At 59.3% G+C, this 25793-nt stretch carries 12 protein-coding genes and 1 riboswitch; of the genes, 10 read left to right on the top strand and 2 right to left on the bottom strand.

The annotated features are described in order from the left end of the window. Nucleotides 1-262: 262 nt before the first annotated feature. The 3 genes from LPC22_RS07280 to LPC22_RS07270 all read left to right on the top strand — a co-directional run bounded on the left by LPC22_RS07280 (nt 263) and on the right by LPC22_RS07270 (nt 10304). Nucleotides 263-3241 carry an Ig-like domain-containing protein gene (locus LPC22_RS07280; protein WP_229133317.1) on the top strand — a complete coding sequence of 993 codons (2979 nt, stop codon included), beginning with the start codon at nt 263-265 and terminating at the stop codon, nt 3239-3241. Nucleotides 3242-3387: 146 nt separating this feature from the next. Beyond that, nucleotides 3388-6561 (top strand): immunoglobulin-like domain-containing protein, encoded by a 3174-nt coding sequence (locus LPC22_RS07275; RefSeq protein WP_229133316.1) that lies wholly within the window; start codon nt 3388-3390, stop codon nt 6559-6561. A 29-nt stretch (nt 6562-6590) separates the two neighbouring features. After that, a complete protein-coding gene (locus LPC22_RS07270) occupies nt 6591-10304 on the top strand; it encodes a family 43 glycosylhydrolase (protein ID WP_229133315.1) in 3714 nt (1237 codons plus the stop codon). 85 nt (nt 10305-10389) lie between these two features. Here the strand turns inward: LPC22_RS07270 and LPC22_RS07265 are convergent, their stop codons facing one another. Both LPC22_RS07265 and LPC22_RS07260 read right to left on the bottom strand, forming a co-directional pair. Beyond that, entirely contained in the window at nt 10390-11895 is a 1506-nt protein-coding gene (locus tag LPC22_RS07265; protein ID WP_229133314.1) for an amino acid permease, read from the bottom strand. Between the two features lie 204 nt (nt 11896-12099). Continuing rightward, on the bottom strand, nt 12100-13575 hold the full coding sequence (locus LPC22_RS07260) for an amino acid permease (RefSeq protein ID WP_229133313.1): 1476 nt from the start codon (nt 13573-13575) through the stop codon (nt 12100-12102). A 96-nt stretch (nt 13576-13671) separates the two neighbouring features. Further along, nucleotides 13672-13850: riboswitch (Lysine riboswitch) on the bottom strand. A 314-nt stretch (nt 13851-14164) separates the two neighbouring features. Between LPC22_RS07260 and LPC22_RS07255 the strand changes: the two genes are divergently transcribed. From LPC22_RS07255 to LPC22_RS07225, 7 genes are all read left to right on the top strand, one after another. Further along, nucleotides 14165-15490: an ABC transporter substrate-binding protein gene (locus LPC22_RS07255; protein ID WP_229133312.1), complete on the top strand. Its 1326-nt coding sequence runs from the start codon at nt 14165-14167 to the stop codon at nt 15488-15490. A 143-nt stretch (nt 15491-15633) separates the two neighbouring features. Next, entirely contained in the window at nt 15634-16590 is a 957-nt protein-coding gene (locus LPC22_RS07250) for a carbohydrate ABC transporter permease (RefSeq protein WP_229133311.1), read from the top strand. Beyond that, nucleotides 16587-17522, top strand: a complete 936-nt coding sequence (locus LPC22_RS07245) for a carbohydrate ABC transporter permease (protein WP_024627072.1) — start codon at nt 16587-16589, stop codon at nt 17520-17522. The genes LPC22_RS07250 and LPC22_RS07245 overlap by 4 nt, the downstream gene beginning before the upstream one ends. A 66-nt stretch (nt 17523-17588) precedes the next feature. After that, on the top strand, nt 17589-19754 hold the full coding sequence (gene gnpA, locus LPC22_RS07240; protein WP_229133310.1) for a 1,3-beta-galactosyl-N-acetylhexosamine phosphorylase: 2166 nt from the start codon (nt 17589-17591) through the stop codon (nt 19752-19754). Between the two features lie 28 nt (nt 19755-19782). Then, nucleotides 19783-20868 carry a phosphotransferase enzyme family protein gene (locus LPC22_RS07235; protein WP_229133309.1) on the top strand — a complete coding sequence of 362 codons (1086 nt, stop codon included), beginning with the start codon at nt 19783-19785 and terminating at the stop codon, nt 20866-20868. Then, complete coding sequence (locus tag LPC22_RS07230) at nt 20868-22340, top strand: UDP-glucose--hexose-1-phosphate uridylyltransferase (RefSeq protein ID WP_229133308.1); 1473 nt, start codon at nt 20868-20870, stop codon at nt 22338-22340. Before LPC22_RS07235 ends, LPC22_RS07230 begins: the two co-directional genes overlap by 1 nt. A 39-nt stretch (nt 22341-22379) precedes the next feature. Next, nucleotides 22380-25766: an endo-alpha-N-acetylgalactosaminidase family protein gene (locus LPC22_RS07225; protein ID WP_229133307.1), complete on the top strand. Its 3387-nt coding sequence runs from the start codon at nt 22380-22382 to the stop codon at nt 25764-25766. Nucleotides 25767-25793: the final 27 nt, after the last annotated feature.

The raw sequence follows: 25793 nt of genomic DNA, 5'->3' as shown, positions 1-25793 counted from the left end.
GGGGAATGCCTGCCGTTCGTACTCGCTAATACTGAGAATCTATTGTTATTGAATCGTTATTCTTTTCAGGGACAGCGGCTAACCGCAGATGTCAGAATGGATTTTGGCATAGGTGCTGACGTGATGATCAATCATGAGTCATGACCCATCTATGAATACTTGTCGTGCCGACTCAAGGGCAGTCATCGAAGCCAAGCCAGCAGTCGGCATGACACTGCAGGCGGGATTGCGGTATCCCGATGAGCCAAAGGTGGTGGAGTGCATGAAAAAAATGAAAACATTGGTGTCGGTCATGGTGACCCTGCCGATGTTGCTGTCCTTCGCGGGAGGTACGGCATACGCTCTTGAGCGTCCTGAGGCACAAGGGCAGGAAACCAGATCACTGACCCCGGTTGCCTCCTATGACTTTAGCCAGGGAAACTTATCGGATTCAGTCAATGGCTATGCCATGACGCTTCACGGCGGAGCATCCATTGGGGCCTTCGGAGACCGAAACGGAAACGAGGCGCTGAATCTGCAGAATGGCCAGTCGGATGCTTCAAAAAACGTTCAATATGCTCAGCTGCCTTCGGAGATCTTCGGCTCAATAGGCAACGAGGCGACCATCGACTTCGCTGCCAAGTCGAGGCATGCTGACGATGGCAATTACTTCTCGCTGGCTATCGGCAAGGATGCTTCGCATTACCTTTTCTTCTATTTGAGCAAGACCAGCGCCAAATTGGCTGTTGCGGACAATGGCTGGCACAATGAGCCCTCCTTCAAGGAGCAGCTCGACAACAATGACGGAATCTGGCATGACTTCCGAATCATCATCAAGGATGATTCCATGGCCCTGCTCAGGGACAATAAGTTAGTGGGAATCAAGGCCAAGACCGGTATCAAGCTCTCCGATCTGGGGGGCTCCACCACCTTCATCGGCAAATCCTTCTATCAGGGCGATGCCTATTGGAATGGCGCTATTGATGACCTGAAAATCTACAAGGGGGCCGATCTGGTCATGCCGACTGGGCTGACCGTGACCGGAACCGGCCTGGTGAACGGATCCCTGGCCTTGACGGAGAACGATGAGCGGCAGCTGACCGCAACAATCACGCCTGAGAATGCCATCAGCCAGGAGGTCAGCTGGGCCTCGTCCAATCCCTCTGTAGCTACGGTCGATGCCAAGGGCAAGGTCAAGGCTGTGAAGGCTGGGACCAGCACCATTACCGCCGCCAGCCGGGCTGGCGGACTGGTCAGTTCAGTCGACGTAACCGTCAAACCCTTGGATCCGGAAACGGCTGCCCAAGATGATGTGGATGCGCTGATCGCCGGGATTCCGTCCCAGGCGACAGGGAACCTGCCTTTGCTGGCCAAGGGACCCAGACATGATGTTGATGTCACCTGGACCTCTTCCGATCCCGGTCGCATCAGTCCGACGGACAGTAATTACCAGGCACCAGCCAACGGTGCATCCGACCCCTATCGGGGCGCTGGAATCGTCACCCGACCCTCTTATGGGCAGGGCGATTCCAAGAAGGTCAGTCTGACGGCCACCGCCAAGGCGGGCAATGGGCGCACTATATCGCGCAGCGTCGATGTCGTAGTCAAGGAGAAGCCACGGTCTGCGCCGAATGTCGGGTACGCCGCGGTCACTTTTCTCTCTGACGCGGACAAGACTGGAGGAAAGATCGGCGAAGCTCTGTATGAATCGGCAACCTCCACCGAGCGCAATGACTTCTTCTCCTTCAGCCCCATCAACAATGGCGACCCCGTCATCACTTCCAAGACGGACACCACCGGCCTGCGCGATCCATACGTGCTGCGCTCGCATGATGGCGACGAATACTATATGATCGCCACCGATCTGAAGGTCTCGCGCCAGGGCTGGGGTCAGAACCAGCAATATGGCTCGCTGAAGATCGAAGCCTGGAAATCCAAGGACATGGTCAATTGGACGCGGACCAACGCCGAGGACGGTTCGGATGCAGGCATCATCGTCAACTCCCCCAACCAGGGGATGACTTGGGCTCCTGAGGCATTCTGGGATGATGCGCTGAACGCCTATGTGGTCTTCTTCTCCTCAAGGGCCTATACCGACAGTTCACGCTCGACGGCCGTCACCGGGAAGAAGGGTTCCCCGTACAACATCGTGCGCTATGCCATCACCAGGGACTTCAAGAACTTCACCCCCGCCAAGGACTGGCAGGACACCGGATACTCGCGCATTGACTCCACGGTTTTCAAAATCGGCAGCTACTACTACCGAATGACCAAAAACGAGGAGAACGGTGCCGCAGGATCCTACGTGGTGGATGGCAAGTCCACCTTCCTGGAACGGTCGAAGTGCCTGACCTGCACCACGTCCAGTTCGGATCCCGATGCTGATGAGACCAGCACCTGGCGGTTGCTCGACCAGCGGTTGCTTCCCTTTGAGGGGCCGGAATCCATAGCTCTGAACAAGGATGACGTCAACCAGAACGAAGCCGGTGACGCCATGGTCATCATGGCTGATTCGGGAGGTTATCAACCCTTCATGACCAGCAAGACGGATCTGAGTAAAACAGACTGGTCCCACAGGCTTTCGCAGACGCCAGGATGGTTTACTCAGAAGAAGCCCGGCAAGGGCGTCACCGGGTATGTCACGGATGATGGCATGCCCACCCCAAAGAGGCATGGGGCTTTCGTGGCCGTGCCTAGGAATGTTCTGGAAGCCATGCATCGGTACACCACAGCCAACCCCTCACATCTGGAACCGGTCGCCTCCACAACCCAGGCTGATTATGCCTCGGACAGCCGCAAGCTGAGCGTGACCGTCAAGGCCGAAGACCGGGGCGATGTGGCCGGCACCGTGAGCATCACGCAAAGCCCGGCATCGCGGCTGAGTCAGTCCTGGACGACCGATGTGAAACTAGGAGCCGATGGGAAGGCGACGCTGACTGTGCCGGATGAGGTTTCCGGAGATATCAGAGTCGATTATCAGGGGTACACCGACAAACTGGTCAAGCCATCCTCGACCAAGGTGACCGGGCTTGTCGCTAAGGCTGCAGACATTGGCCTGCCTGGCACGTCGGATACCCACCCCTCCCAGACATCTCCCATTGAACAAGTCAAGGCAGGAGGTGCTGGGTCGGTTTCACAGGACCCGGGGCTTTCTCAAACAGGTGCATCCGTTGGCGTCATTGCCTTGGCTGCACTCGCATGCGCAGTCCTGGCAATCTGCTGGTTGCGATCGGCCGGATATAGGTCGGCATCCAGGCACTGACTGCTCTGACCGGCTGTTCCTATGGGTTTTCGAGGAACGGCCGGCATCGGCAGTCCAAGACAAGAGGCTCCCGGAGTCAGCTGTTCCGGGAGCATTCAAGAGCCACCGCAATGATGTGATGGCATTACACAGGAAGAGGCCCGTTAATGAACGGACATGGAAAGAGGGCCCTGGGGCTGCTCCTAGGGTGTGTAACACTGGCATCGGGGTCGTTGCTGCCCCTTGTCGCATCGGGTGAGGAGACAGAGAAACCGCTGATCCATTATTCCTTCGACGCTGCCCCCAGCGGCCGGACCATAGCCAACGAGGGCTCTGACGGTCACAGTGACGCCACTCTGGAAGGCGATGCTTCCGTCAAGGATGGTCGCCTCGTGCTGACCGGCACCCAGGACGTAGTCATTCCCACCGGTGCCTTGAAGGATAAGCAGGACCTTACCGTTTCGATCTGGCTGAAGAATAATTCCGGCTCCGTGAACACTTCAGCGGCCTACATAGGGAACGCAGATACCACCAAAGGGTATTTCCTGCTCAACCCATCCAACCCTGCGGGGCGGGTCAAGGCGGTAATGACCACGGCGACCGCCAATCAGCCCAACCAGTCCCCATGGGGCACCGAAGTGGGTCCGGGATCCACCGGGGCTCCCTCATCCGGCTCCAAATCCACTGGCGACATGGCCCTGTACACCACAGTCATCAGCGGCTCCACAGGAAAGATGAGCTCCTATCTCAATGGCGCTCCGCTGGGTTCTTCCACCTACTCCATACCTCAAGGTGGCCTCGGCAATTACGGGGATCTGGTCGCCTACTTGGGCAAATCCTCTTATCCCGATCCCAAGAGCAAGATCGAGGTCGATGATTACGCCATCTACGATCAGGCCATGGATTCCGCTGGGATCAAAGGGCTCTATACCAGCCAGGCCTTGGAGAAGATCATGCCGACGGTAGCGGTCCCTGCTCAGGCGAGTGAGAACTTCACCCTTCCCACGGATCTCTCGGGCGTGCACCTGGACTGGGCATCCTCTTCAACAGCTCTGGTCGTGGCCAGTGATGGGACAGTCACTGTCAACAGGCCTGCTTCCGGGCAGCCGGATGCGCAGGTGACTCTGACGGCCACTTTCAGTCTGAACGGGGTCACTCGCACCAAGGCCTATCAGGTTTTGGTTCCCCATCTTCTGAGCGATCAGGAGCAGGCCCAGGCTGATCTGGATGCCGTGGGCATCGAGAATGCCGACGATGTGCGAACCAATGTCTCCATACCTACGGTCGGGGAGCACGGTTCCTCCTTCACCTGGTCCGTCAAGGATCCGGGAACGGTCGGCGCGGTCATTGTCGATGGCGTCAACGGCTCTTCCAAGACTGTGAAGGTCAACCGACCCGCCGCTGGCAAGCCGGCTGCAACCGTGGTCCTGAGCTTGGAGGTCAGGCATGGTGGTAGCAGGCTGGTCAAGGAGTTCACCCTTAAGGTGCAGCCCATGCCTGCCGACAACTCCAAGGATCAGGCCTATGTCTGGGCATTCTTCACCGGCGAGGGCGTCGGTGGCGAGAAGATCAGCCTGGCTGCATCCAAGGGCAACAATGCCTTGGACTGGAACACGCTGAACAACGGTGCGCCACTCTTCACCTCAAGCAAGGGCGAGCAGGGACTTCGCGATCCCTTTATCATGAGGTCCAAGGATGGCGACAAGTTCTACATGCTGGCCACCGATCTGAAGATATCCGGACGTCCCAATGCGCCCGGAGGCCTGAGCGGTTTCATGGGTGCCCAGGCCAACGGATCCAAATACATCGAGATCTGGGAGTCGGATGATCTGACCCACTGGTCCCAGGAGCGGCATGTCAAGGTGAGCACCGACTATGCCGGGAACACTTGGGCGCCTGAGGCCTATTACGATGCCGAGATCGGCAAGTACGTGGTCTATTGGGCCTCCAACCTGTATCCGGGCACCGATCCGGTTGAAAGGACCGCGCTGACTTACAACCGGATGATGTATGTCACCACTGACGATTTCATCAACTTCTCCAAGCCCCAGGTCTGGATCGACGTAGACCGCAGGGGTCAGCCCGGCTCGGGATCCATCGATGCCACCGTGCAGAAGAAGGATGGCACCTACTATCGCGTCTACAAGGACGAGAAGACCATGACCCTGCGTCAGGAGAAGTCCAAGGACCTTCTGGCCAAGGTTGCCGGATCCTATCCGACTGCCGCATCCGGTGATGCCAACGGCTGGTCTCTGGTCGGGGAGCGCATCGGTGGCGGGCAGGCCAACGGCTACGGCGGTACTTTCAGCGCCGGCGAAGGCCCATCGCTTTTCCGGGCGAACGATGGGGATGTCAACGGATACCAGTACTACCTCTTTGCCGATCAACCCAATTACCACGGTGGCCCCAACCACTATGTGCCGATGGCCACGAACAATATATCCAAGGCCGACCAGTGGAAGGTGATCGGCGACAAGATGCCCGAGGCCAACTTCCCGACCAATACGGACGGCGGCAAACCACGGCACGGCACTGTCCTGCCAGTGACCAGGGCTCAGTATCAGAAGGTCTTGGAGGCCTATGCGCCCCATGTGGCGGTCGCCTCGGTTCCGGCCATGTCTGTAGAGACGAAGGTCGGTCAGGATCCCACGCCGAATCTTCCTGCCCAGGTGGAGCTAACCAAGGCTGACGGAAGCAAGGAGCAGGTGAAGGTTGCTTGGGATGCTGTGGATCCGTCCTCCTACAGCCACCCCGGAACCTTCCGAGTGAGCGGAATCGCTGCGGATGCTTCTCGGATGCCCGTGGAGGTCACGGTCAAGGTCCTCTCCAATGACGCCAGCCTCAAGTCTCTGACCGTGGTCGGCCAACAAGTGGACCTGGCGCAGGCCTTGGCGGGTACTGCCACGCTGGCGCTCGCCGACCTGTCCGGACTGACTGAAGCCGACATCGCCGCTCTCGCCACGGATGATCAGGCTACTGTCGCCTTGACCTTGGATTCTTCCGGATCAGCTGAAAGGATGCTGACGGTCACGGTCACAGCAGCCGATAAGGCCACCACAAGGACCTACAAGGTCAAACTGACCCAGATTCGCAGCGCCCAGCCTGCACCCGACAAGGACAACACCCAGAAGCCGGGGCATTCATCATCCGGCAATCCATCCGGTACTGCGAACCCGCAGGCACAGGCTCGCCCCTCCCTCTCCGCCACAGGTGTGGACCTGTCAAAGGTTCCGAGTCTCCTGCTGGCAGCAAGCCTGGGGCTGGTTCTCATTGCCGTCTGCAGGTTCTTCGTCCGTCGACAGGGGCCGGCATCAGCCATGGACGGAGATGAGCAGAAGTGAAACGATGTGGAAGAATGATCGCCTGGATGATGGCGATTCCGACCGCCTTGGCCGGATTGGCTTTCATCCCCGCAGCAGCAAGTGCTGTTGAAACCCTGCCCACCGAGGATTTGCTGGCCGAGTACTCCTTCGCCAGCAAGCCATCGGACGGGCACACGGTCGCCAATACCGCCCCTGGCAGCGCCTTTGGCGAGGCCCAGGTGCAGAATCCGGGAGACGATCTGTGGAAGGATCAATCGCTGGTTCTTTCCGGTGGGGACTGGAGCGGAGGGGGCAGCTGGGTTCGGCTGCCTGCGGATCTGCTTTCCGGCAAGTCCTCCGCTACCGTCCAGATGGAGGTCAAGGCGGATCCCGACATGCTGAAGAGTTTCCACTTCATGTGGAACATCGGCAACGCCTCCAACCAGGAATACCTGTTCAGCTCCCTCAACTGCGCCTTCGGACGCCAGCCCCTGGTAGGCATCAAGGCGAAGGGAACCGAGCATCTGGTCCAGTCGGGTTCTTGTGCAGTCCGGGCCGACCAGTGGATGTCGGTGACGGCCACCTTGGACGGATCGGACGGCATGGCCAGGCTCTACGTCGATGGCGAGGAGGTCGCCTCTGGCAAGGTTCCCGTCACCACTGCCGACATTGGCGACCAGAGCCTCAACACCATAGGCCACTCGCCTTGGAAGGATGTGAATTTTAAGGGCCAGGTGGCCAACTTCCGCGTCTACGGCAGGGCTCTGGACGCTGGACAGGTCAAGAGCATCAGCACTGTCGACGCCAACATCCACAGGAGCGAACTGGTGGACGGACGCATCGATGCCCTGGGCTTCCATGACCAGAGCGTGGACGGTGACTACCTGGCACTTCCCACAGCAGGAGGCACGGTAACCTGGTCCTCATCGGATCCTTCGATCATCACTGATACAGGTATGGTCAACCAGCCGCCCTCCGGCGCTCAGGATCAAACGGTAACCATGACGGCTACCACCACAGTGCGTGGATTGACCGGCAGCAAGAGCTACCGCATCACTGTCAAACCGAGCACGAAGACCAAGGCCGAGAGGTTGCAGGAGGCGGCTGACGGTTACGTCATCCCGCCCCTGATCGCCTCGGGGACCAAACTTCCTGTGGCTCCGGATCATACGACTCTGCAGCTGAAGGCCGCTTCCGGCATATCCATCCAAGACGGGGGATTGGTCTCCATAGCTGGCGACAAGCCTGTCTCTGGACGGATCACTGCCACAATCACCGCTGCGGGAGTTGCCGAACCTGTTGTCAAAGATTTCGAGGTGAAAGTCCTTCCCAAGTCGAAGGCCAGCACCCTCCTTGCCTACGACCGTAATGCGACCTCGGCGGATACAGCCAACAACGGCGATATTGCGCACAGCATGCATCTGGCCCTCAAGGACGAAGCTTCGGGGCGGTACCAGCCCTACAACGGCAACTATGGCATCTTCTTCCCACTGGGTTACGCCTCGCAGCCCGTCAACCAGAACACCAGGGACTACGCGCGCAGCCTCAAGGATCCCTCGATTTTCATGATGGGGGATGGGTCCTACGGTATCCTCTCCGTGCGCACCAACCGGGGGACGGATGTGCCGGACAGTCCCGGTCATCTGCTTTTTGCCCGGTCCACCGACCTGCTTGCCTATGAGGAGTCCCCGAATTCCGCAGGCCTGATTGACCTGGGCGAAACCAACGGGGTCAACAGCCCCTACGGGGTATACGATACGGCATCCAAGACCACCATGATCGGGTGGTATGACGACAACGGAGTGCCCAAGTACACCAGTTTCGCTGAGCTCAGGGACAAGGATTCCGCGCATGGACCTGTTCATGTTGGGCGGTTCGCCACAGTCGGTGGTAGCCAACCGGCGTCAAAGGTTCAGGGCATCGATGACTATCGCCACGGTTCGTCCATCGTCATTGATCAGGACCGTGTCAAGGCCCTGCAAACCCGATTCGGTCGTCTGAACAACACCGGCGTGGACGATTTCAAGGACATCACTGTGACCAAGGGGAGTTCAGCAAACGGATTGAAGCTGCCGAAAACCGCTCGACTGACCTATTCCGATGGTTCCACGGGGTCGCTGCCCATCAAAGACTGGGATACCTCGCATCTTGACTTGAACAAAGTCGGGGAATACGAGGTCACCGGCACCATCGGCCAGACCTCCTACAAGGTTCCTTTTGCTGAGGAGCGTGCCGATCCCTCCATCTACAAGTGGCAGTGGAAGCGGCAGGTGGACGGTCATGAACGGGTGGATACCAAGTACCTCATGATTGCCACCAATGACATTGAAGGAGACTGCACCTGGCAGCATGGCAGTCCTCATATGCCCCTGCGGATGGCCGATGCCATCGCCGATCTGGCTGACACCCCTGGTCAGGATTCCGGGTTGATTGATGCCAACGGGTACAACGCCAAGGAACATATCATCCTTAAGGCGGGGGATCCTGATGCAGAGGGGCAGCCGATCATGCACAGCTTCTGGGCGCCCGAGATTCACGAGATCAACGGCAGGTTGACAGTCCTGTTCATGGCGGGATACGGAAACCAGTGGACCAATGGCAAGGCCGTCTATATGCAGCTCAAGCAGGATGCCGGAGGTCATGATCTCGACCCGACCGTCGCTTCCAACTGGGAGCGGCCGCAAGCTGTGACTCGTTCCGACGGGCGTCCCCTGGCCCTTGCCGCTGATGGAAGTGTCGGCATGTCCTTGGATATGAGCTACTTCCAGGATCAGAAGGGACAATCCTATTATGTCTGGCAGCAGCTGGGCGCCACCTATTTGGCCAGGATGAATCCTGCCGACCCTGCTCACGTCACCACCGACCCGGTGAGGATTGTCGCCCCGGATTACGCCTGGAACGCCACAATCGCCGAGGGGCCTAATGTAACCCTGCACCAGGGCAAGCTCTATATGATGTATTCCGGTTCCTCAGTCGGCAAGACCTACACCACGGGCATGGCTGTGGCCGACGGATCGGGCAATACCGATCTGACCAATCCAGCCAGTTGGAGCAATCTCAACTACCCCATCCAGAATTCAGGCATTTTCAACGGAAAGTGGCAGCTGGGCACGGGCCATGGCATGTGGAGCGAGGACGAGGACGGCAATCAGATCTACGTCTTCCACGCATACGCCAACAAGACGGATGGCTACCGCAACTATTCCGGGCGGGATACTTTCGTGCGCCGAGTCCATTGGGCAGCGGATGGTCTGCCTGTGCTGGACATGGATGCGGATGAAGAACTCGCTCACCCTGATGTGAAAGTCCGGGTCGAGGTGGTTGATTCTGCGGTCAAGGTCGACAAATTCGGTCTTTCTGCTGCCTTGAAGAAGGCCGATGGTTTGGACCAGGGCAAATATGAGTCCGGTTCCTGGACGGCTTTCACTGCGGCTCGAATGCAGGCGCAGGCTGTCTATGACGATCCCAATGCCGACCAGGCTGCAGTGGATCAGGCGCTGAAGGGTCTTCAGGAGGCTATCAAGGCCCTGGTTCCCCTCAGCAGACCGGGCGGAAACGGGACGCAGGGTGGTGGTCTGGGACAAGGCACCAGTCTGATCTCTGCCGGTGCCAACGGACATGGTCGTCACGACCCTGGCCGTGATGCATCGGTCGGGGGCGGTGGTTTGTCCTCCACCGGGGCGGATGTTGCTGCAGTAAGTTTGGCGGCTTTGCTCATGGTCTCGCTGGCCTTGATGGTGGCCATTCCGGTCAGAAGGTCGATGTCATCGTCGTTGACCTAGGCTTGAGCTTGGCCTGACGGTGCCCCGCAGATGGAACAGACCATCTGCGGGGCACTTTTACAAGGTGTCCGCTGTACCTGCTGCTTCAGCGGGCGGATTCGGCGCCGGACACGTCCATGTCCTTGAGGCGCACGATCTTGGTGTGGTTGACGAACTTGAAGCCCAGGTAGAGGACCAGGACCAGTACCACGCTGAAGTAGGTCATGGCCATGTGCGACCAGTTCAGGTTGAGCAGGGAGGGGATGTCCTGTCCGGCGATGACGATGACGCAGAGCACCATGGCCAGGACCGGGCCCAGCGGGTAAAGCTTGGAGTGGTACTTGAGCTCGCTCAGGTCGTGCCCTTGGAGCTTGAAGGCCCTCCGGAAGCGGAAGTGGCTCAGGGCGATGCCGATCCAGGCGATGAACCCAGTCAGCCCGGTGGCGGTCACCAGCCACATGTAGAAGGACTGGCCGAAGATGCTGGAGGCGAAGGTCGCCAGGGACATGCATACCGTGGCCACCAGGGCCGCCAGGGGGATGCCCCGCTTGGTGGTCTTGGCGAAGATGGCCGGAGCATAGTGATCCTTGGCCAGTCCGTAGAGCATGCGGCTGGATGCGTAGGCTCCGGTGTTGACGGCCGAGAGGATGGATGTCAGCACCACCGCGTTCATGACGCTGGCCGCTGAGGCCAGGCCGGCCCGCTGGAAGACCAGGGTGAACGGCGACATGGCGATGTTCCCGTCAGAGGCTCCCAAAAGGTTGGGGCTGGTGTAGGGGATCAGGGCGGCGATGACGAAGATGGATAGTACGTAGAAGAGCAGGATCCGCCAGAAGACGTCGTTGATGGCCTTGGGGACCGCCTTGCCGGGGTTTTCGGATTCACCGGCAGTCACGCCCACTACCTCGGTTCCCTGGAAGGAGTAGCCGGCGATCAGGAAGACACTCATGATGGCCGGGAAGCCTCCCACGAAGGGGGCGTCCTTGTAGGTGAAGTTCTTCAGACCGACCGCTGGCTGGAACATGATGCCGCAGATCATGGCCATGCCGATGACCAGGAAGACGATGATGGTGGCCACCTTGATCAGTGAGAGCCAGAATTCGGTCTCGCCGAATGCGGAGACCGTCAGGGCGTTGATCAGGAAGACGATGACCAGGACCAGCAGACTCCAGATCCATCCTGGGGTGTGGGGCAGCCAGTACTGGATCAGCAGAGCGGCGGTGGAGATGTCCACGGCACCCGAGATGGTCCAGTTCAGCCAGTAGTCCCAGCCCATGGCGAAGCCCAGGGCCGGATCCACGTAGCGGGCGCTGTAGGCGGCGAAGGATCCCGACACTGGAAGGTGGGTGGCCAGCTCGCCCAGGCTGGTCATCAGGAAGTAGACCATGACGCCCATGGCTATGTAGGCCAGAAGTCCGCCGCCGGGACCAGCTGTAGAGATGGTGGAGCCGGAAGTCATGAACAGGCCGGTGCCGATGCAGCCGCCCAGGGCGATCATGGAGATGTGGCGGGTCTTGAGGTTGCGCTTGACGCTGCCGTAGCCATGATGCTCTTGCCCGGCCCGGTCGGATTGATTGGTGTTCGACGCTGCATTGCTGGTGTTCTGCGTCATGATCCTCCTCCTTTTGGCTGGGCGACGCACCGGGGAGTCCGGGGTCGTACTGAAATTGCGATTCCTGATATGCCGGCTGGATGCCGGAATGGATTCATATGGCCGGGTCCTTGAGCCGGTCCTCGAACGCTTAGGGAGTCTATGCCATTGGTATGGCCTTTCGGCTCCCGTGGTCACAATGTGTCATGGTAGTTGACGGATCTGTCATAGCGATTCCGGATCCCCGCTCAAGTCCATCTCCTTCAGGGGCACGATCCGGGTATGGTACCGGATCTTGTAACCCAGGTAGAGGGCAAGCACCAGGGGCACGCTGATGTAGGTGATGCCGATCTCCTGCCAGTTCCAGTTGACGAAGGCCTCGATGTTCTGTCCGCCGATGACGATGACGCACAGGATCAGGGCCAGGATAGGCCCCAGGGGGAAGAGCTTGGCGTGGTAGCGCAGCTCCTCAACCCGGTGGCCCTGGACCACCCAGGCGCGGCGGAAGCGGTAATGGCTCAGGGCGATGCCGACCCAGACGATGAATCCGGTCAGCCCCGAGGCGGCCACCAGCCACATGTACATCCGCTGGCCGAAGATGCTGGCGGCAAAGGTGGCCAGGGAGACCACGAGAGTGGCGATCAGCGAGGCCATGGGTATGCCGTGACGGGTGGTGTGCCCGAAGAAGGCGGGGGCGTAATGGTCCTTGGCAAGGGCGTAGAGCATCCGGGTGGAGGCGTAGACACCCGAGTTGGCGGACGAGAGGACCGAGGTCAGGATGATGGCGTTCATGACGCTGGCTGCCGAGGCCAGGCCCGCCCGCTGGAAGACCATGGTGAAGGGTGACATGGCGATGTCCCCATCGGCGGAGCTCAGCAGATTGGGGCTGGTGTAGGGGATCAGGGCGGCGATGACGAAGATGGACAGCACGTAGAAGAGCAGGATCCGCCAGAAGACGTCGTTGATGGCCTTGGGAACCGCCTTGCCGGGGTTTTCGGACTCGCCGGCCGTGACCCCGATCAGCTCAGTGCCCTGGAAGGAGAAGCCTGCAATCAGAAAAACGTTGAGGATGGCGGGGAATCCTCCCACGAAGGGGGCGTCCTTGTAGGTGAAATTGCCTAGGCCCACGGCTGGACGGAACATGATGCCGCAGATCATGGCCAGACCGATGACCAGGAAGACGATCACCGTTACCACCTTGATCAGAGCCAGCCAGAACTCGGCCTCGCCAAAGGCCGACACGGTCAGGGCGTTGATCAGGAAGATGACCACCAGGACCAGCAGGCTCCAGACCCATCCTGGGGTGTTGGGCAGCCAGTACTGGATCAGCAGGGCGGCGGTGGAGATGTCCACAGCCACGGTGATGGCCCAGTTCAGCCAGTAATTCCAGCCCATGGCGAATCCCAGGGCCGGATCCACATAGCGGGCGTTGTAGGCGGCAAAGGAGCCGGAAGTGGGCAGGTGAGTGGCCAGCTCGCCCAGGCTGGTCATCAGGAAATAGACCATGAGGCCCATGGCCGCGTAGGCCACCAGCGCGCCCCCTGGTCCGGCCTTGGCGATGGTGGAGCCGGAGGTCATGAACAGGCCGGTGCCGATGCAGCCGCCCAGGGCGATCATGGTGACGTGTCGGGTTTTGAGGTTGCGTTGAACCCGGTCGGTGGAAGCGGAGGGACTGGCCTTTCCGCTCTGCCTGGTCGCCATAACTGCTCTTTTCCTTGGACTGACCTGAGAGCCCTATGACGACGGTTCCGGCCAGTTCCGCTCAGGCGGAATCCAGACGCCTTGCCTGTCTGTGACACTGCACATAGCGCTCCGCAACATGGGGTTGCGACAGTCCCGGACCTGTTCGACCCGGGCCCAACGGGTCGGATGGGCGGATCCGAACCGTTTCGGCCGGACCTCCTTTCGCCGAGAATGCGCGACACCGCACTGTCTGATCCCGGTTACTGATAGGTTCGGCGACCTCTTCAGTGGCTTTGCAATTACGCGTAAGCATAGAGGGATTCTCAGACAAGGTAGGAGCGCTTGCCTTATAGGGCATAGGGCGAAGTCGTCGAAAGCGTTGCTACCGCAAAGCACTACGCCAGCTTAGAGTTCGTTGGATCCAACAGGTTGATATCAATTGTGAATGAAGGTAATCAAATGAAAATCCCGTGGTTTAGCACCGCTTTGCTAAATCTACATTTCCTGTAATTGAATTAATAAACTGTCCTCGCAAATAAGTACTGCTATACTGAGTGTGCACTTCGAGGTTAAGACAATGTTGTTTTTTATGAAGGGGTGAATCAAGATGAGAACCAGCAGCAAACGCATAATGGCGGCCATGGCTGCAGTGGCGGCCTTAAGCATGGCATTGGCCGGATGCGGCTCCTCCGGCGGATCCGATGCCAGCAAGGGCGGTGACACCAAGTCGGGCGGCAAGGTCGAACTGACATACCTGCACCGTCTTCCCGACAAGCAGGGCATGACCATGGTCAAGGACACCGTGGCCAGGTGGAACAAGGATCACCCGAACATCCAGGTCAAGGCTACCAAGTTCAACGGCAGCCCCGGCGACCTGATCAAGAAGCTGGAGACCGACGTCAAGGCCGGAAATGCTCCCGATCTGGCCCAGGTAGGCTACGCTGAGCTGCCCGAGGTCTATACCAAGGGCATCGTTGAGGATGTCACTGCAGAGGCAGGCAAGTACTCCAAAGACTTCGCAGAGGGTCCCAGCAAGCTCATGAGCGTGGACGGCAAGGTCTTCGGTCTGCCCCAGGATACCGGCCCCATGGTCTACTACTACAACAAGACGGAATTCGACAAGCTGGGCATTAAGGTTCCCACCACGGCCGAGGAATTCATCGAATCGGCCAAGAAGGCAGCAGCTCAGGGCAAGTACATCATGACCTACCAGCCCGATGGTGCAGGCATGGCCTTCTCCGCCCTTTCCGGCGCGTCATCTCCCTGGTACAAAATCAAGGACGGCAAGTGGGTCGTCAACGTTGATACGCCCGGCTCCAAGGCCACAGCCGACTTCTACCAGCAGCTGCTCGATGCCAAGGCGATGAACCTGACCCCCAGCACCGACCCCTCCTTCGCTGGCGCCTTCCATGACGGCTCCATCATTGGATCCATTGACGCCGCCTGGAATGCCCCGATCATGATGGACTGGATCGGTGATGCCGGCAAGGGCCAGTGGAGGGTCACCCAGATCGGCGACTGGTTCAAGAACGGTGAGAAGACCGGACCCAACGGCGGCTCGGGCGTTGCAGCCATCAAGGGCACCAAGCACAAGGCAGAGGCCATGGAGTTCCTGGACTGGTTCAATACCCAGGTGCCTGATCTGACCTCTCAGGGTCTGATTGTCGCGGCCTCCACCGAGAAAGCCAAGACCCCCCAGTCCTGGACCGAATTCTTCGGCGGGCAGGACGTGATGGCGGAGTTCGCCAAGGCCAACGCCAACATGGGCTCCTTCAACTACATGCCCGGATTCTCCGCGGTGAGCAGCGCTGTCGGCGAGGCTGCCGACAAGGCTGGCAAGGGTCAAGCCAAGGTTTCCGATGCCTTCGATGCGGCACAGAAGACGTCCCTTGCCACACTGAAGGATTATGGCCTTCCGATCGCCAAGGATTGATCGGTAACCGCTCTTCGGCGGATACAGCAGGGAGGCCTTCCCTGACAATCTCTCCAGGTTGGGGAACCCGGGTCTGTGGCCCGTGTTCCCCGCCTGCTGGAAGGTCGCTCGCCTTATAGGTTCCGAGAGGATGGGTTATTCACATGAGCCATCGAACAGCAGCTGAGGCAGGGGCTCAGAAGAAGGGGAGATCCGAGATCGTCAAACGCAACGAACGGACGGGTTGGGCATTCATGATGCCTTTCTGCATCCTCTTTGCGATTGTCTTCATCATCCCCATTGCCTATGCCGTCTATATGAGCTTCTTCCAGCAGGTGGCCTCGGGCGGTGGCGCCTACGGCGGGGGCGAGATGATCAATAAGTTCGTCGGGTTGGAGAACTTCCGATTTACAGTCACCTCCGCAGCCTTCTGGACCGGCATCGGCAGGGTCCTGATCTACACGGTCATCCAGGTCCCGGTCATGATCATCGCCGCCCTGGCCCTGGCCATGCTTCTGGATTCCTTCATCGTCAAGCATGTCACTCCCTATCGGCTGGGCTACTTCCTGCCCTATGCCATTCCCGGTGCGATCGCGGCCATCATCTGGGTTTTCCTTTACAACGACCAGTTCTCGCCCATCGTCAAGGGCCTGGCAGCCATAGGAATCCATGTCAACTTCTTCGCGCCCAACGCTCTGATCGCCTCCATGGCCAACATCACCACCTGGACCTTCACGGGCTACAACATGCTGATCTTCCTGGCGGCCCTCCAGGCTATCCCGCGTGACCTCTATGAGGCTGCCCGAATCGACGGAGCCAACGGTTTCCAGATCGCCATGAGGATCAAACTCCCCAACGTCAGGGGGGCCGCCCTCCTGGCCATGCTCCTGTCCATCATCGGCAGCATCCAGCTCTTCAACGAGCCCCAGGTCATGCAGACCGTCGACAAGGGCATATCGAACTCCTACACCCCCATGATGATGGCCATGAACACATCACGAGGCATCCTCACCCCCAAGGGTGACGGTCCGGCTTCAGCCATCGCAATCGTCATGGCGCTGATTGCCGGGGTCCTTGCCGCCCTCTACGCATACATCGAGAGGAAGGTGAACGAATCATGACCTCGGCCAATCCCGCACGCCTCGCAAAAAAGCAGGACAAGCTCCTCAAGCAGAAGGCCGATGAACTGCCCCGCTCCATGAGGCCCACCAAGGTGGTCAAGATCACCACCATCGTGGTCCTGGTCTTCGCCCTGATCTACTTCCTCTTTCCCATCTATTGGGCCATCATCGCCTCTACCAAGTCGCCCTCCCAGCTGGTCAGCAGCAACGGCCTCTGGTTTGCGGTTGACCTGAAGAAGATTCCCCAGGCGGTGGCCACCAACTACTCGATCCTCCTGGGCTGGACACACTCACAGTTCTGGCACTGGGTTTTCAATTCCTTGATCTACTCAGGGGTATCCGCCCTGATCGGCACGGTGGTTTCGGTCATGGCCGGGTATGGCACAGCCAAGTTCCAGTTCCGGGGCAGGGGCGTCGTCATGACCATTGCCATGTCCGCCCTGCTGATGCCCTCGGCGCTGATGACCATCCCCCAGTACTCCATCTTCAACGCCCTGCATCTGAGTAACACCATGCTGGCAGTGATCATCCCCTGCTCGGTCTCGCCCTTCGGTTTCTTCCTGGGAAGGGTGTACGCCCAGAGTTCGGTCCCTACCGAGCTTCTGGAGGCCGCCAGGATCGACGGTGCCGGTGAGGCCAGGATCTTCTTCACGATTGTGCTGAGGATTCTTGCGCCCGCCATGGTCACGATCTTCCTCTTCCTCTTCGTGGCCACCTGGAACAACTTCCTCCTGCCGTTGATGATGCTCTCCAGCGAGAACCTCTTCCCGGTGACCCTGGGCCTCTATGGTCTGGTCTCTCTGCCGGTCTTTACCGATCGAGGGGCGCTGATGATGGGGTCCCTGCTGGGTGTTCTGCCGGTGATCATCCTCTTCTTCTGCCTGCAGCGGTTCTGGCAGGCTGGACTGACCGCCGGTTCGGTCAAGGAGTAAGGGTCCAAGGCTGCACACAGTTTTTCAGTCATTCTGTTACGAGATATTCCAAGGAGATTTGATTCAATGACCACGACCGGGCGCTTTACCCTGCCGGGCGAAGAGAACTTTGCCGAAAAGACCAAGGAACTGGCCAAGCTCTGGGGTGCGGATGCTATTCGTAACTCGGACGGCACCCGCTTGGACCAGGAGCTATTGAACTTAGGGATGAAGGTGTACAGCGCCTACTTCCCTACTCGCGCCCACAACGAGTGGATCAGCCAGCACATGGACGAGACCCCGCAGGTCTACCTCATGTCTGAGCGCATACTGGCCCACGAAGACCAAGTGCAGATTCCCTTGATGGACCGCTACTTCGACCAGCAGCTCAGGCCCAACAGGGATGCCGACCCCCATCGGTACTGGGAGGTCATCGACCGCACCGCCGGACGGGTCCTGGACCAGTCGGAGTGGAGCCTGGATCCGGATCAGGACCTGGTTCGCGTGACCGGGGCCACCCCCATGCACGAATACACGGCATCCTTCCTGGCCTACATCATCTGGGATCCTGTCGAGATGTACAACCACCTGACCAACGACTGGGGCGACAAGGAACACGAAATTCCCCTGGACATCTACCACCCTGCCACCCGAAAGTTCGTCATGGATGCCTATCGGCAGTGGCTGGATGAGAACCCGGCGACCGACGTGGTCCGGTTCACCACCTTCTTCTACCAGTTCACGCTGATCTTCGACCAGCTCCACCGGGAGAAGCTGGTGGACTGGTTCGGATATGCCTGCACGGTCTCCCCTCAGGCCTTGGATGACTTCGAGACTCGGTACGGTTACCGTCTGCGTCCAGAGGACTTCATCAACAAGGGCAGCTACAACTCCTCCTTCTGCATTCCTGGCAGGGCACAGCGTGATTGGATCGATTTCCTCTCGGATTTCGTGCGGGAGAATGTCAAGACCATGGTCGACATGACCCACCAGGCAGGCAAGGAAGCCATGATGTTCCTGGGAGACCAGTGGATCGGCACCGAGCCCTACAAGCCGGGCTTCGAGAAGCTGGGTCTGGATGCTGTGGTCGGATCCGTGGGCGACGGCACCACCCTGCGCATGATCTCAGATATTCCCGGGGTCCGCTACACCGAAGGTCGTTTTCTGCCATACTTCTTCCCAGATACCTTCCATGAGGGCAACGATCCCAGCATCGAGGGGCTGGACAATTGGCGCAAGGCCCGTAGGGCCATCCTGCGCAGCCCCATATCGCGCATGGGCTACGGCGGCTACCCATCCCTAGCGGCCAAGTTCCCCAAGTTCGTTCAGACCGTGGCCCGCATCGCAGACGAGTTCCGCGATCTGCATGACAGGACCAAGGGGAGGGCGGCACAGGGCCAGCTCAATGTGGCGGTGCTGAATTCCTGGGGCGCCATGCGGTCCTGGATGGCCTACACGGTGGCGCACGCCCTACCCAACAAGCAGACCTACTCCTACTACGGGGTTCTGGAGGCACTGTCGGGCATGAGGGTGAACGTCCGCTTCGTCAGCTTCGACGACATTCTGGCCCACGGCGTGGATCATGACCTGGATGTGATCATCACCGGTGGTCCGGCCGATACGGCCTTCAGCGGTGGCGGGGTCTGGAAGAATCCTGCCCTGCTGGAGACCCTGCGATCCTGGGTCGACGGGGGAGGGGCTCTGGTCGGCATAGGCCAGCCGACCGCTCTGGAAAGAGAGGGGCGCTTCTTCCAATTGGCCGACGTTTTCGGCGTTGATCAGGAGCGTTTCCACACCCTTTCGGTAGACAAGTACTTCCCGAAGGTCACCGAGGGGCACTTCATCACCGCCGATCTGCCCGAGGACGGCAAGGCGGACTTCGGAGAGCCAGTGGTGAACACCTACCCCATCAACGAGGATGTCACCCTGCTCAGGGCCGACCAGGGTCAGGTGCAGCTGGCGGTCAACCAGTATGGCATGGGCCGTGGGGTCTACCTTTCCGGACTGCCCTATTCGGCCGTCAATGCCAGGCTTCTTGAACGGATCCTCTTCTACGCCAGTGGGCGACAGGACCGGTACGGGGACTGGAGCTGCACCAACCCTCATTGTGAGGTGGCCTACTTCCCGCAGGAGGGCGTCTACTGCGTCGTCAACAACACCGACTTGCCCCAGGAGACCAGCGTTCGTCAGGCGGACGGCCAGGTCAGAGACATCGTCCTGGAACCCAGTGCCATGGTCTGGCAGCAGGTATAAGGGCAGGTTCGGCAGGAAAGGGGCTATTATGACGACGGTTCAGGATCAGGAGCTGGCCGCGGTTGCCGCCCACTACCCCCTCGAAGGGCGTGTGGAGAGCATTGCGCCTTATGGCAACGGGCACATCAATCAGACTTATCTGATACAGACGGACAAGCGTCGTTACATTCTGCAGCGAATGAACACCTCGGTTTTCCCTGATACGGCCTCCCTGATGCGCAACATCGAGTTAGTGACCGAATTCCTGCGCTCGCAGGGCCAGGAGACTCTGGATATCATCCGCAGTAGAGAGGGTAATACCTACTGTGAGCTGGCAAGTGGGGCTTGGCGGGTCTATGCCTTCATCGAGAACACGATTTCCTACGATCTGGTCCCCAGCCCAGAGGTCTTCAAGGAGGCGGGCCAGGCTTTCGGACGATTCCAGAACTCTCTGGCGCTCTTCGATGCCTCTCAGCTGACCGAGACCATCGCCCACTTCCATGACACCCCCAAACGGTTCGAGACCTTCAAACGGGCTGTTCAGGAAGATATCAAAGGTAGGGCATCCACCTGCCGGACCGAGATCGACTGGTATATGGAACGTGCCGACCAGTACCCGGTCATCATGGAAGGGCTGGCCGACGGGTCCATTCCACTCAGGGTCACCCATAACGACACCAAGCTCAACAACATCCTGATGGATGCCGCCACCGGTAAGGCCAGGGCCATCATTGACCTGGACACGATCATGCCCGGATCCATGCTCTTCGATTTTGGCGACTCCATCCGTTTCGGCGCTTCGACAGCCCTGGAGGATGAGCGGGATCTGGACAAGGTCCATTTCAACCCCGATCTTTACCGTGCCTATGCTCAAGGGTTCCTGGGAGCCGTGGCCGGCAAGGCCGTGGACCGGGAGCTAGCTCTCTTCCCGGCTTCCTGCAGGATTATGACTCTGGAGTGCGGCATGCGCTTCCTGACCGACTATCTTCAGGGCGACACCTATTTCGCCACCGCCTATCCGGAGCACAATCTGGTGCGGACCCATACCCAGATGCGCTTGGTGGAGGAGATGGAGGCTGACGATGCCCAAATGCAGGAGATGACCGCCCAGGTGGTCGAAGAGGTGAGGAGCTGATGCTGAACCGGGTTTACCGGAGCCTTGACGCTCTGATCGGGTACGCCTGTGCCTGTCTGGACCTGGACCCGTCCGACATCGACTGGGCTCGCAATCAGATCCTGGCGCTTTTCTCCTTGGACTCCTACGATTCCGGGGATGGATCTGCTGATCCCGCTCCCGGTGGCGTCGATGATCTCCTGAAGTCCTTTATGCAGGCCTTGGTTGGCGCCGGACTTATGGCTCAGGATGATGCCCCCTCCATGGCAGATACGGTTATGGGAATCCTGTCCTCCAGGCCATCCCATCTGCAGCGGCGTTTCATGCAGGTGGAGGAGGCCCAGGGTGGTATGGCCGCCATGCACTGGTTCTATGACTATTGCGTCAAAAACACCTACATCAAGAAGTCCCGTCTGGATAGGAACCCTCGTTTCTCCTCCGGGGGCGTGGTGGTCACCATCAACCTGGCCAAGCCGGAATTCAAGGATATGAAGAAGGCTGCGGCGGGCAACAGCACCGCAGGAGGGTACCCCAAGTGCACCATCTGCCATGAAAATGAGGGCTTCGCCGGGCGTGACAAGCGTACACTGCGGACCATCCCCCTGACTCTGGGCGGGCATGACTGGTTCTGGCAGTTCTCGCCCTATGGGTACTTTCGCGAGCATGGCATCTGTGTCAACGCTGATCACACCCCCATGCACGTTGACCGGGACACCTTCGGGAACCTGCTGGATTTTGTGGACCGTTTTCCCGGCTACTTCCTAGGCTGCAACGCCGCCCTGCCCCGCATTGGCGGATCCGTTCTGGCCCATGACCACTATCAGGGCGGAGGAGAGCGCCTGCCCATGCATCAGGCCGGGGCTTGGCGGACCCTGCACTTGGACGGCCACCCTGATACCCCTATCGAGATTCTGGACTGGCCGGGGACCGTGGTCAGAGTGGTTTCGCCATCACGGCAGGAGATTATTCAGGTCAGCGAGACCGTCAGGCAGGCCTGGGTGGATTACGACAACCCGGACCTAAACATCGCCAGCCAGGGGCCAGAAGGGCGGCAATCAGCCCTTTCTCCCAGCCTGGTCAAGACCGACCGAGGCTACGAGATGAGCCTGATCCTGCGTAATAACGGTGTCAGTCAGGAGTTTCCGGATGGCATCTTCCACGTGCACCCGGAGTTCTATCCGGTCAAGCAGGAACCCATCGGGCTGATCGAGGCCCAGGGGCTCTTCGTCCTGCCCGGAAGGCTGGTCGGCCAGCTTGCCTGCCTGGAAGAGGCCCTGGTGGCAGGTACCGGGCTTCCCGAACAAGTAGCCGACTTCAGCTTGGAGTATGGCGAAATTACCAAGACTCTGCAGGGTTCGCATGATCCGGACCAGGTCCATGAGGCCCTTAAGAGTGAGATCGGCAGTGTCTGCGCCCGGATCCTGGGCAACACCGCAGTCTTTAAGCGGCCCGAACAGACCGAGGAGTTCCTGCGGGGGCTGGGTTGCCGGTAGGTGGCGTAGATGAATAACACCAATGACAGGGGATGACCGATGGGCGGAACAATCATGGGCGGAAACCAACCGATCGCGAGGCCGGGCGCCACGGACTCCTGGGAGACTCTGCGCACCAAAGTAATGGAAGTGCGTCTCAGGCCCGACTTTCCTTCGGTGATTGACTATCGGTTGAAGACGCCTCAGGCTGAAAGAGCCATGCTTGGGCAGGTCCGGGATCTGCGTCTGGTGGCCATCAACGGCATCGAGATCGAGCTGGGTCCTGAACGGGTGGAGCTGGAGCGGGAGAATGAGACCAGTCTGGTCTATCGACTTCATGTGATTGCTGCAGGTCAGGGGATCGATGCGGTTTTGGCGGTCCGCATTTCAGTCGAGGACGCCTCTCTGAGATTCGAAGTGATCTCGATTGGGAACCAGGCCGGCCCCGACCATCCAGTCCAGACGGTGGCCTTCCCCGGTCAATGTCTGATTTCCGTGGCCAGTACCCAGGCGGATGCGGAGTTTACTGGCGCTCGCATGTCTGCGGACGTCTCCATCAGTGGTGATGTGCACCGGGCGGTCACCGAGCAGATGGAGGAGGATCCTATCGGGCAGGACTACATGTATGGCTTCCTCTCCGCAGATGGTCTCAGTGCCGGCCTCTGGAGCAACTCCGAGCACGATGGGACCACGGCCAGCAAAACGGGAACCGGTGGCGCGCAGAACACCAGGGTTATGACTGTTCGCGACCAGGTGGACGGAGTCACCATCCTCGGCCTGACCAGCGCACCTTGGATATACAACCGGGTGGTTCAGGATTCCCACGGGCGTTCTTATACGGTCGGGGAGACGGACAAGCCCGCCATGGCAGTGGCTCTGGCCGGAGACCTGAATGATGACGGGGTGGTCAACTGGCAGGATGGTGCCATCGCCTTCAGGCGCATCATGAACAATCCGTATGGTTCTGATGACATCCCGGACCAGGTGGCACGACGCATAGCCATGAATTTCGGCTCTCAGGCCCAGAATCCCTTCATGACGACCTTGGATAACGTCAAGCGGGTTGCCCTGGCTACCGATGGCCTGGGTCAGTCCGTCCTTCTCAAGGGATATGGCAACGAGGGCCACGACTCCGGCCATCCGGACTACTACGACATCGGTCGACGAATGGGCGGAGTCAAGGATATGAATGACTTGATGGACAGGGGCAAGGCCTATGGTGCCCGGTTCGGAGTCCACGTCAATGTGGACGAGATGTTTCCCGAGGCCAAGGCCTTTTCCGAAGACATGATCCGCAGGGACGGCAAGGGCGGCCTCTGCTACGGCTGGAACTGGCTGGACCAGACCGTGGGTATCGATGGCATCTACGACCTGGCCTCGGGCGCCAGGAGGGAACGCTTTGCCGCCCTTGCCCGTGAGGTCGGTGACAGGATGGACTTCGTGTACGTGGATGTCTGGGGTGATGGGACCTCGGGGGAGGAGGATTCCTGGCAAACCCGGCAGCTCTCAAAGATCCTAACCGATAACGGGTGGGGGATTGGCACGGAGTACGCTTCGGCCAATGAGTATGATGCTGCCTTCCAGCATTGGTCCCTGGATTTGACCTATGGATCCCCCCACGACAAAGGTGAGAACTCCCAGGTCATGCGCTTTCTGCGCAACCACCAGAAGGACAGCTGGATAGGTGATCACCGAGCCTTCGGAGGCGCAGCCAACGCCCCGCTCCTGGGCGGCTACAGCATGAAGGACTTCGAGGGCTGGCAGGGGCGCAACGACTTCGATGCCTATATGGATAACCTCTACACTTGCGACCTCTCGACCAAGTTCATCCAGCACTTCAGAATCATGGCCTGGTACAACGACCCCATCAATGTCGATTCAGTCTGTGACTTGACCAAGAATCAGGGGAACGAACAGATTGAGCTGGTCAATGATCAAGGTGACAGGCTGGTCATCTCCAGAGGTTCCAATGAGCAGGCATCACCCGCCTACCGCGAGCGCACGATGAAACTGAATGGCCGCGTAGTGCTTGTTGGTGATCTGGAGGCCAACGACCTCAAGGCCGACAAGCCTGGGTCTGAAACTGGAACCGGAGCCGGCGAAGGGGCATATCTGCTGCCTTGGGTCTGGAATGCCAATACGGGGGATCTGCTTGGTCCAGATGAGCAGAAGCTCTACCACTGGAATACTGCTGGCGGCTCAACCACCTGGGAGCTCCCGGAATCGTGGAGTGATGCCTCTACTGTCATCGTCTACCGGCTGACCGACCAGGGCAGGTCGGAGCCAAGGGAGATTCCGGTGGTGCAGGGGAGCCTCACCTTGGATGCCAAGCCCAGGACACCCTACTTGGTCTGCCGACATGCGGGCCAGGGAGTCCAGGTGGATTGGTCGGGAGAGCATCTAGTGGATGCAGGGTTCAACGGCGGCGAAAGGCTGTTCCAGTCGGTCTGGTCCGTGAAGGGGCCCGGACGTGCTTCGATCACCAAGGGTCAGTGCGCCAATCCCATGCTTAGGCTTGAGGGTTCGGTCTGTGCTGTGCAACCCCTGACCAGCCTGGTGCCAGGTAGACGGTATGCCCTCTATCTAGGGCTTGACAACCGTGGCGGTCGGGTGGAGCTGAGTGTGGAGGCGGACCAGGGTGGGGTGCTGGCTCGCAATATGAGCGGCCCGAGCATTGCCAAAAACTATGTCAAGGCCTACGCCCATAACGCCGATGCTCCAACGACTGACGGCAGCAGCTACTTTCAGAATGCCTATCTCTTCTTCACGGCTCCCAAGGGTGGGCAGACCTGTCTGGCCTTGGCCCATGAAGGAGATGGTATCGCCTACTTTGACGACATTCGCCTGTTTGAGAACGACTATGACGGTATCAGCCTGGACCAGGATGGTCATCTGGCTGAGCTTACCTGTGACTTCGAGGATAACGTCCAGGGGGTTTGGCCCTTTGTGGTGGCTGGAGCTGAAGGGGTGGAAGACAACCGAATCCACCTGGCCCAGCTGCATGAGCCCTTCACTCAGGCCGGGTGGGATGTCAAAAGGATGGACGATGTCCTCCAGGGTGACTGGTCTCTGAAAGTCAACGGTCTGACTGGAAGACGTGCTCTCCTCTTCCAGACCATTCCCCAGAACGTCCCCTTTGCGCCGGGTCGACGCTACAGGGTCTCGTTCGACTACCAGTGCGGATCAGACGGCATATACGCCCTGGCAACAGGAAGAGGCGAGTATTCCGGTGAGAACTCGAACCTGCATCTGCATCCCTTGCACAAGGCTCTGGGGGTCACCGCCAAATGCGAGTTCGAGCTGACTGGCGATCCGAATGGCGATACCTGGTTCGGCATTTACTCCACTGACAGAAAACCAGATCTGGAAGGCAGCAGCGGCTCGGAGGCCAACATGGCTGGCTACCAGGATCTGGTTGTCGATAATCTGCGGATTACCAGTCTGTAGTCAAAGATTCCTCAGTCAAGAAGGAGG

It is taken from the genome of Bifidobacterium mizhiense (genome assembly GCF_020884755.1).
Classification (GTDB): domain Bacteria; phylum Actinomycetota; class Actinomycetes; order Actinomycetales; family Bifidobacteriaceae; genus Bombiscardovia; species Bombiscardovia mizhiensis.
This window is presented reverse-complemented; position numbering and strand designations above follow the sequence as displayed.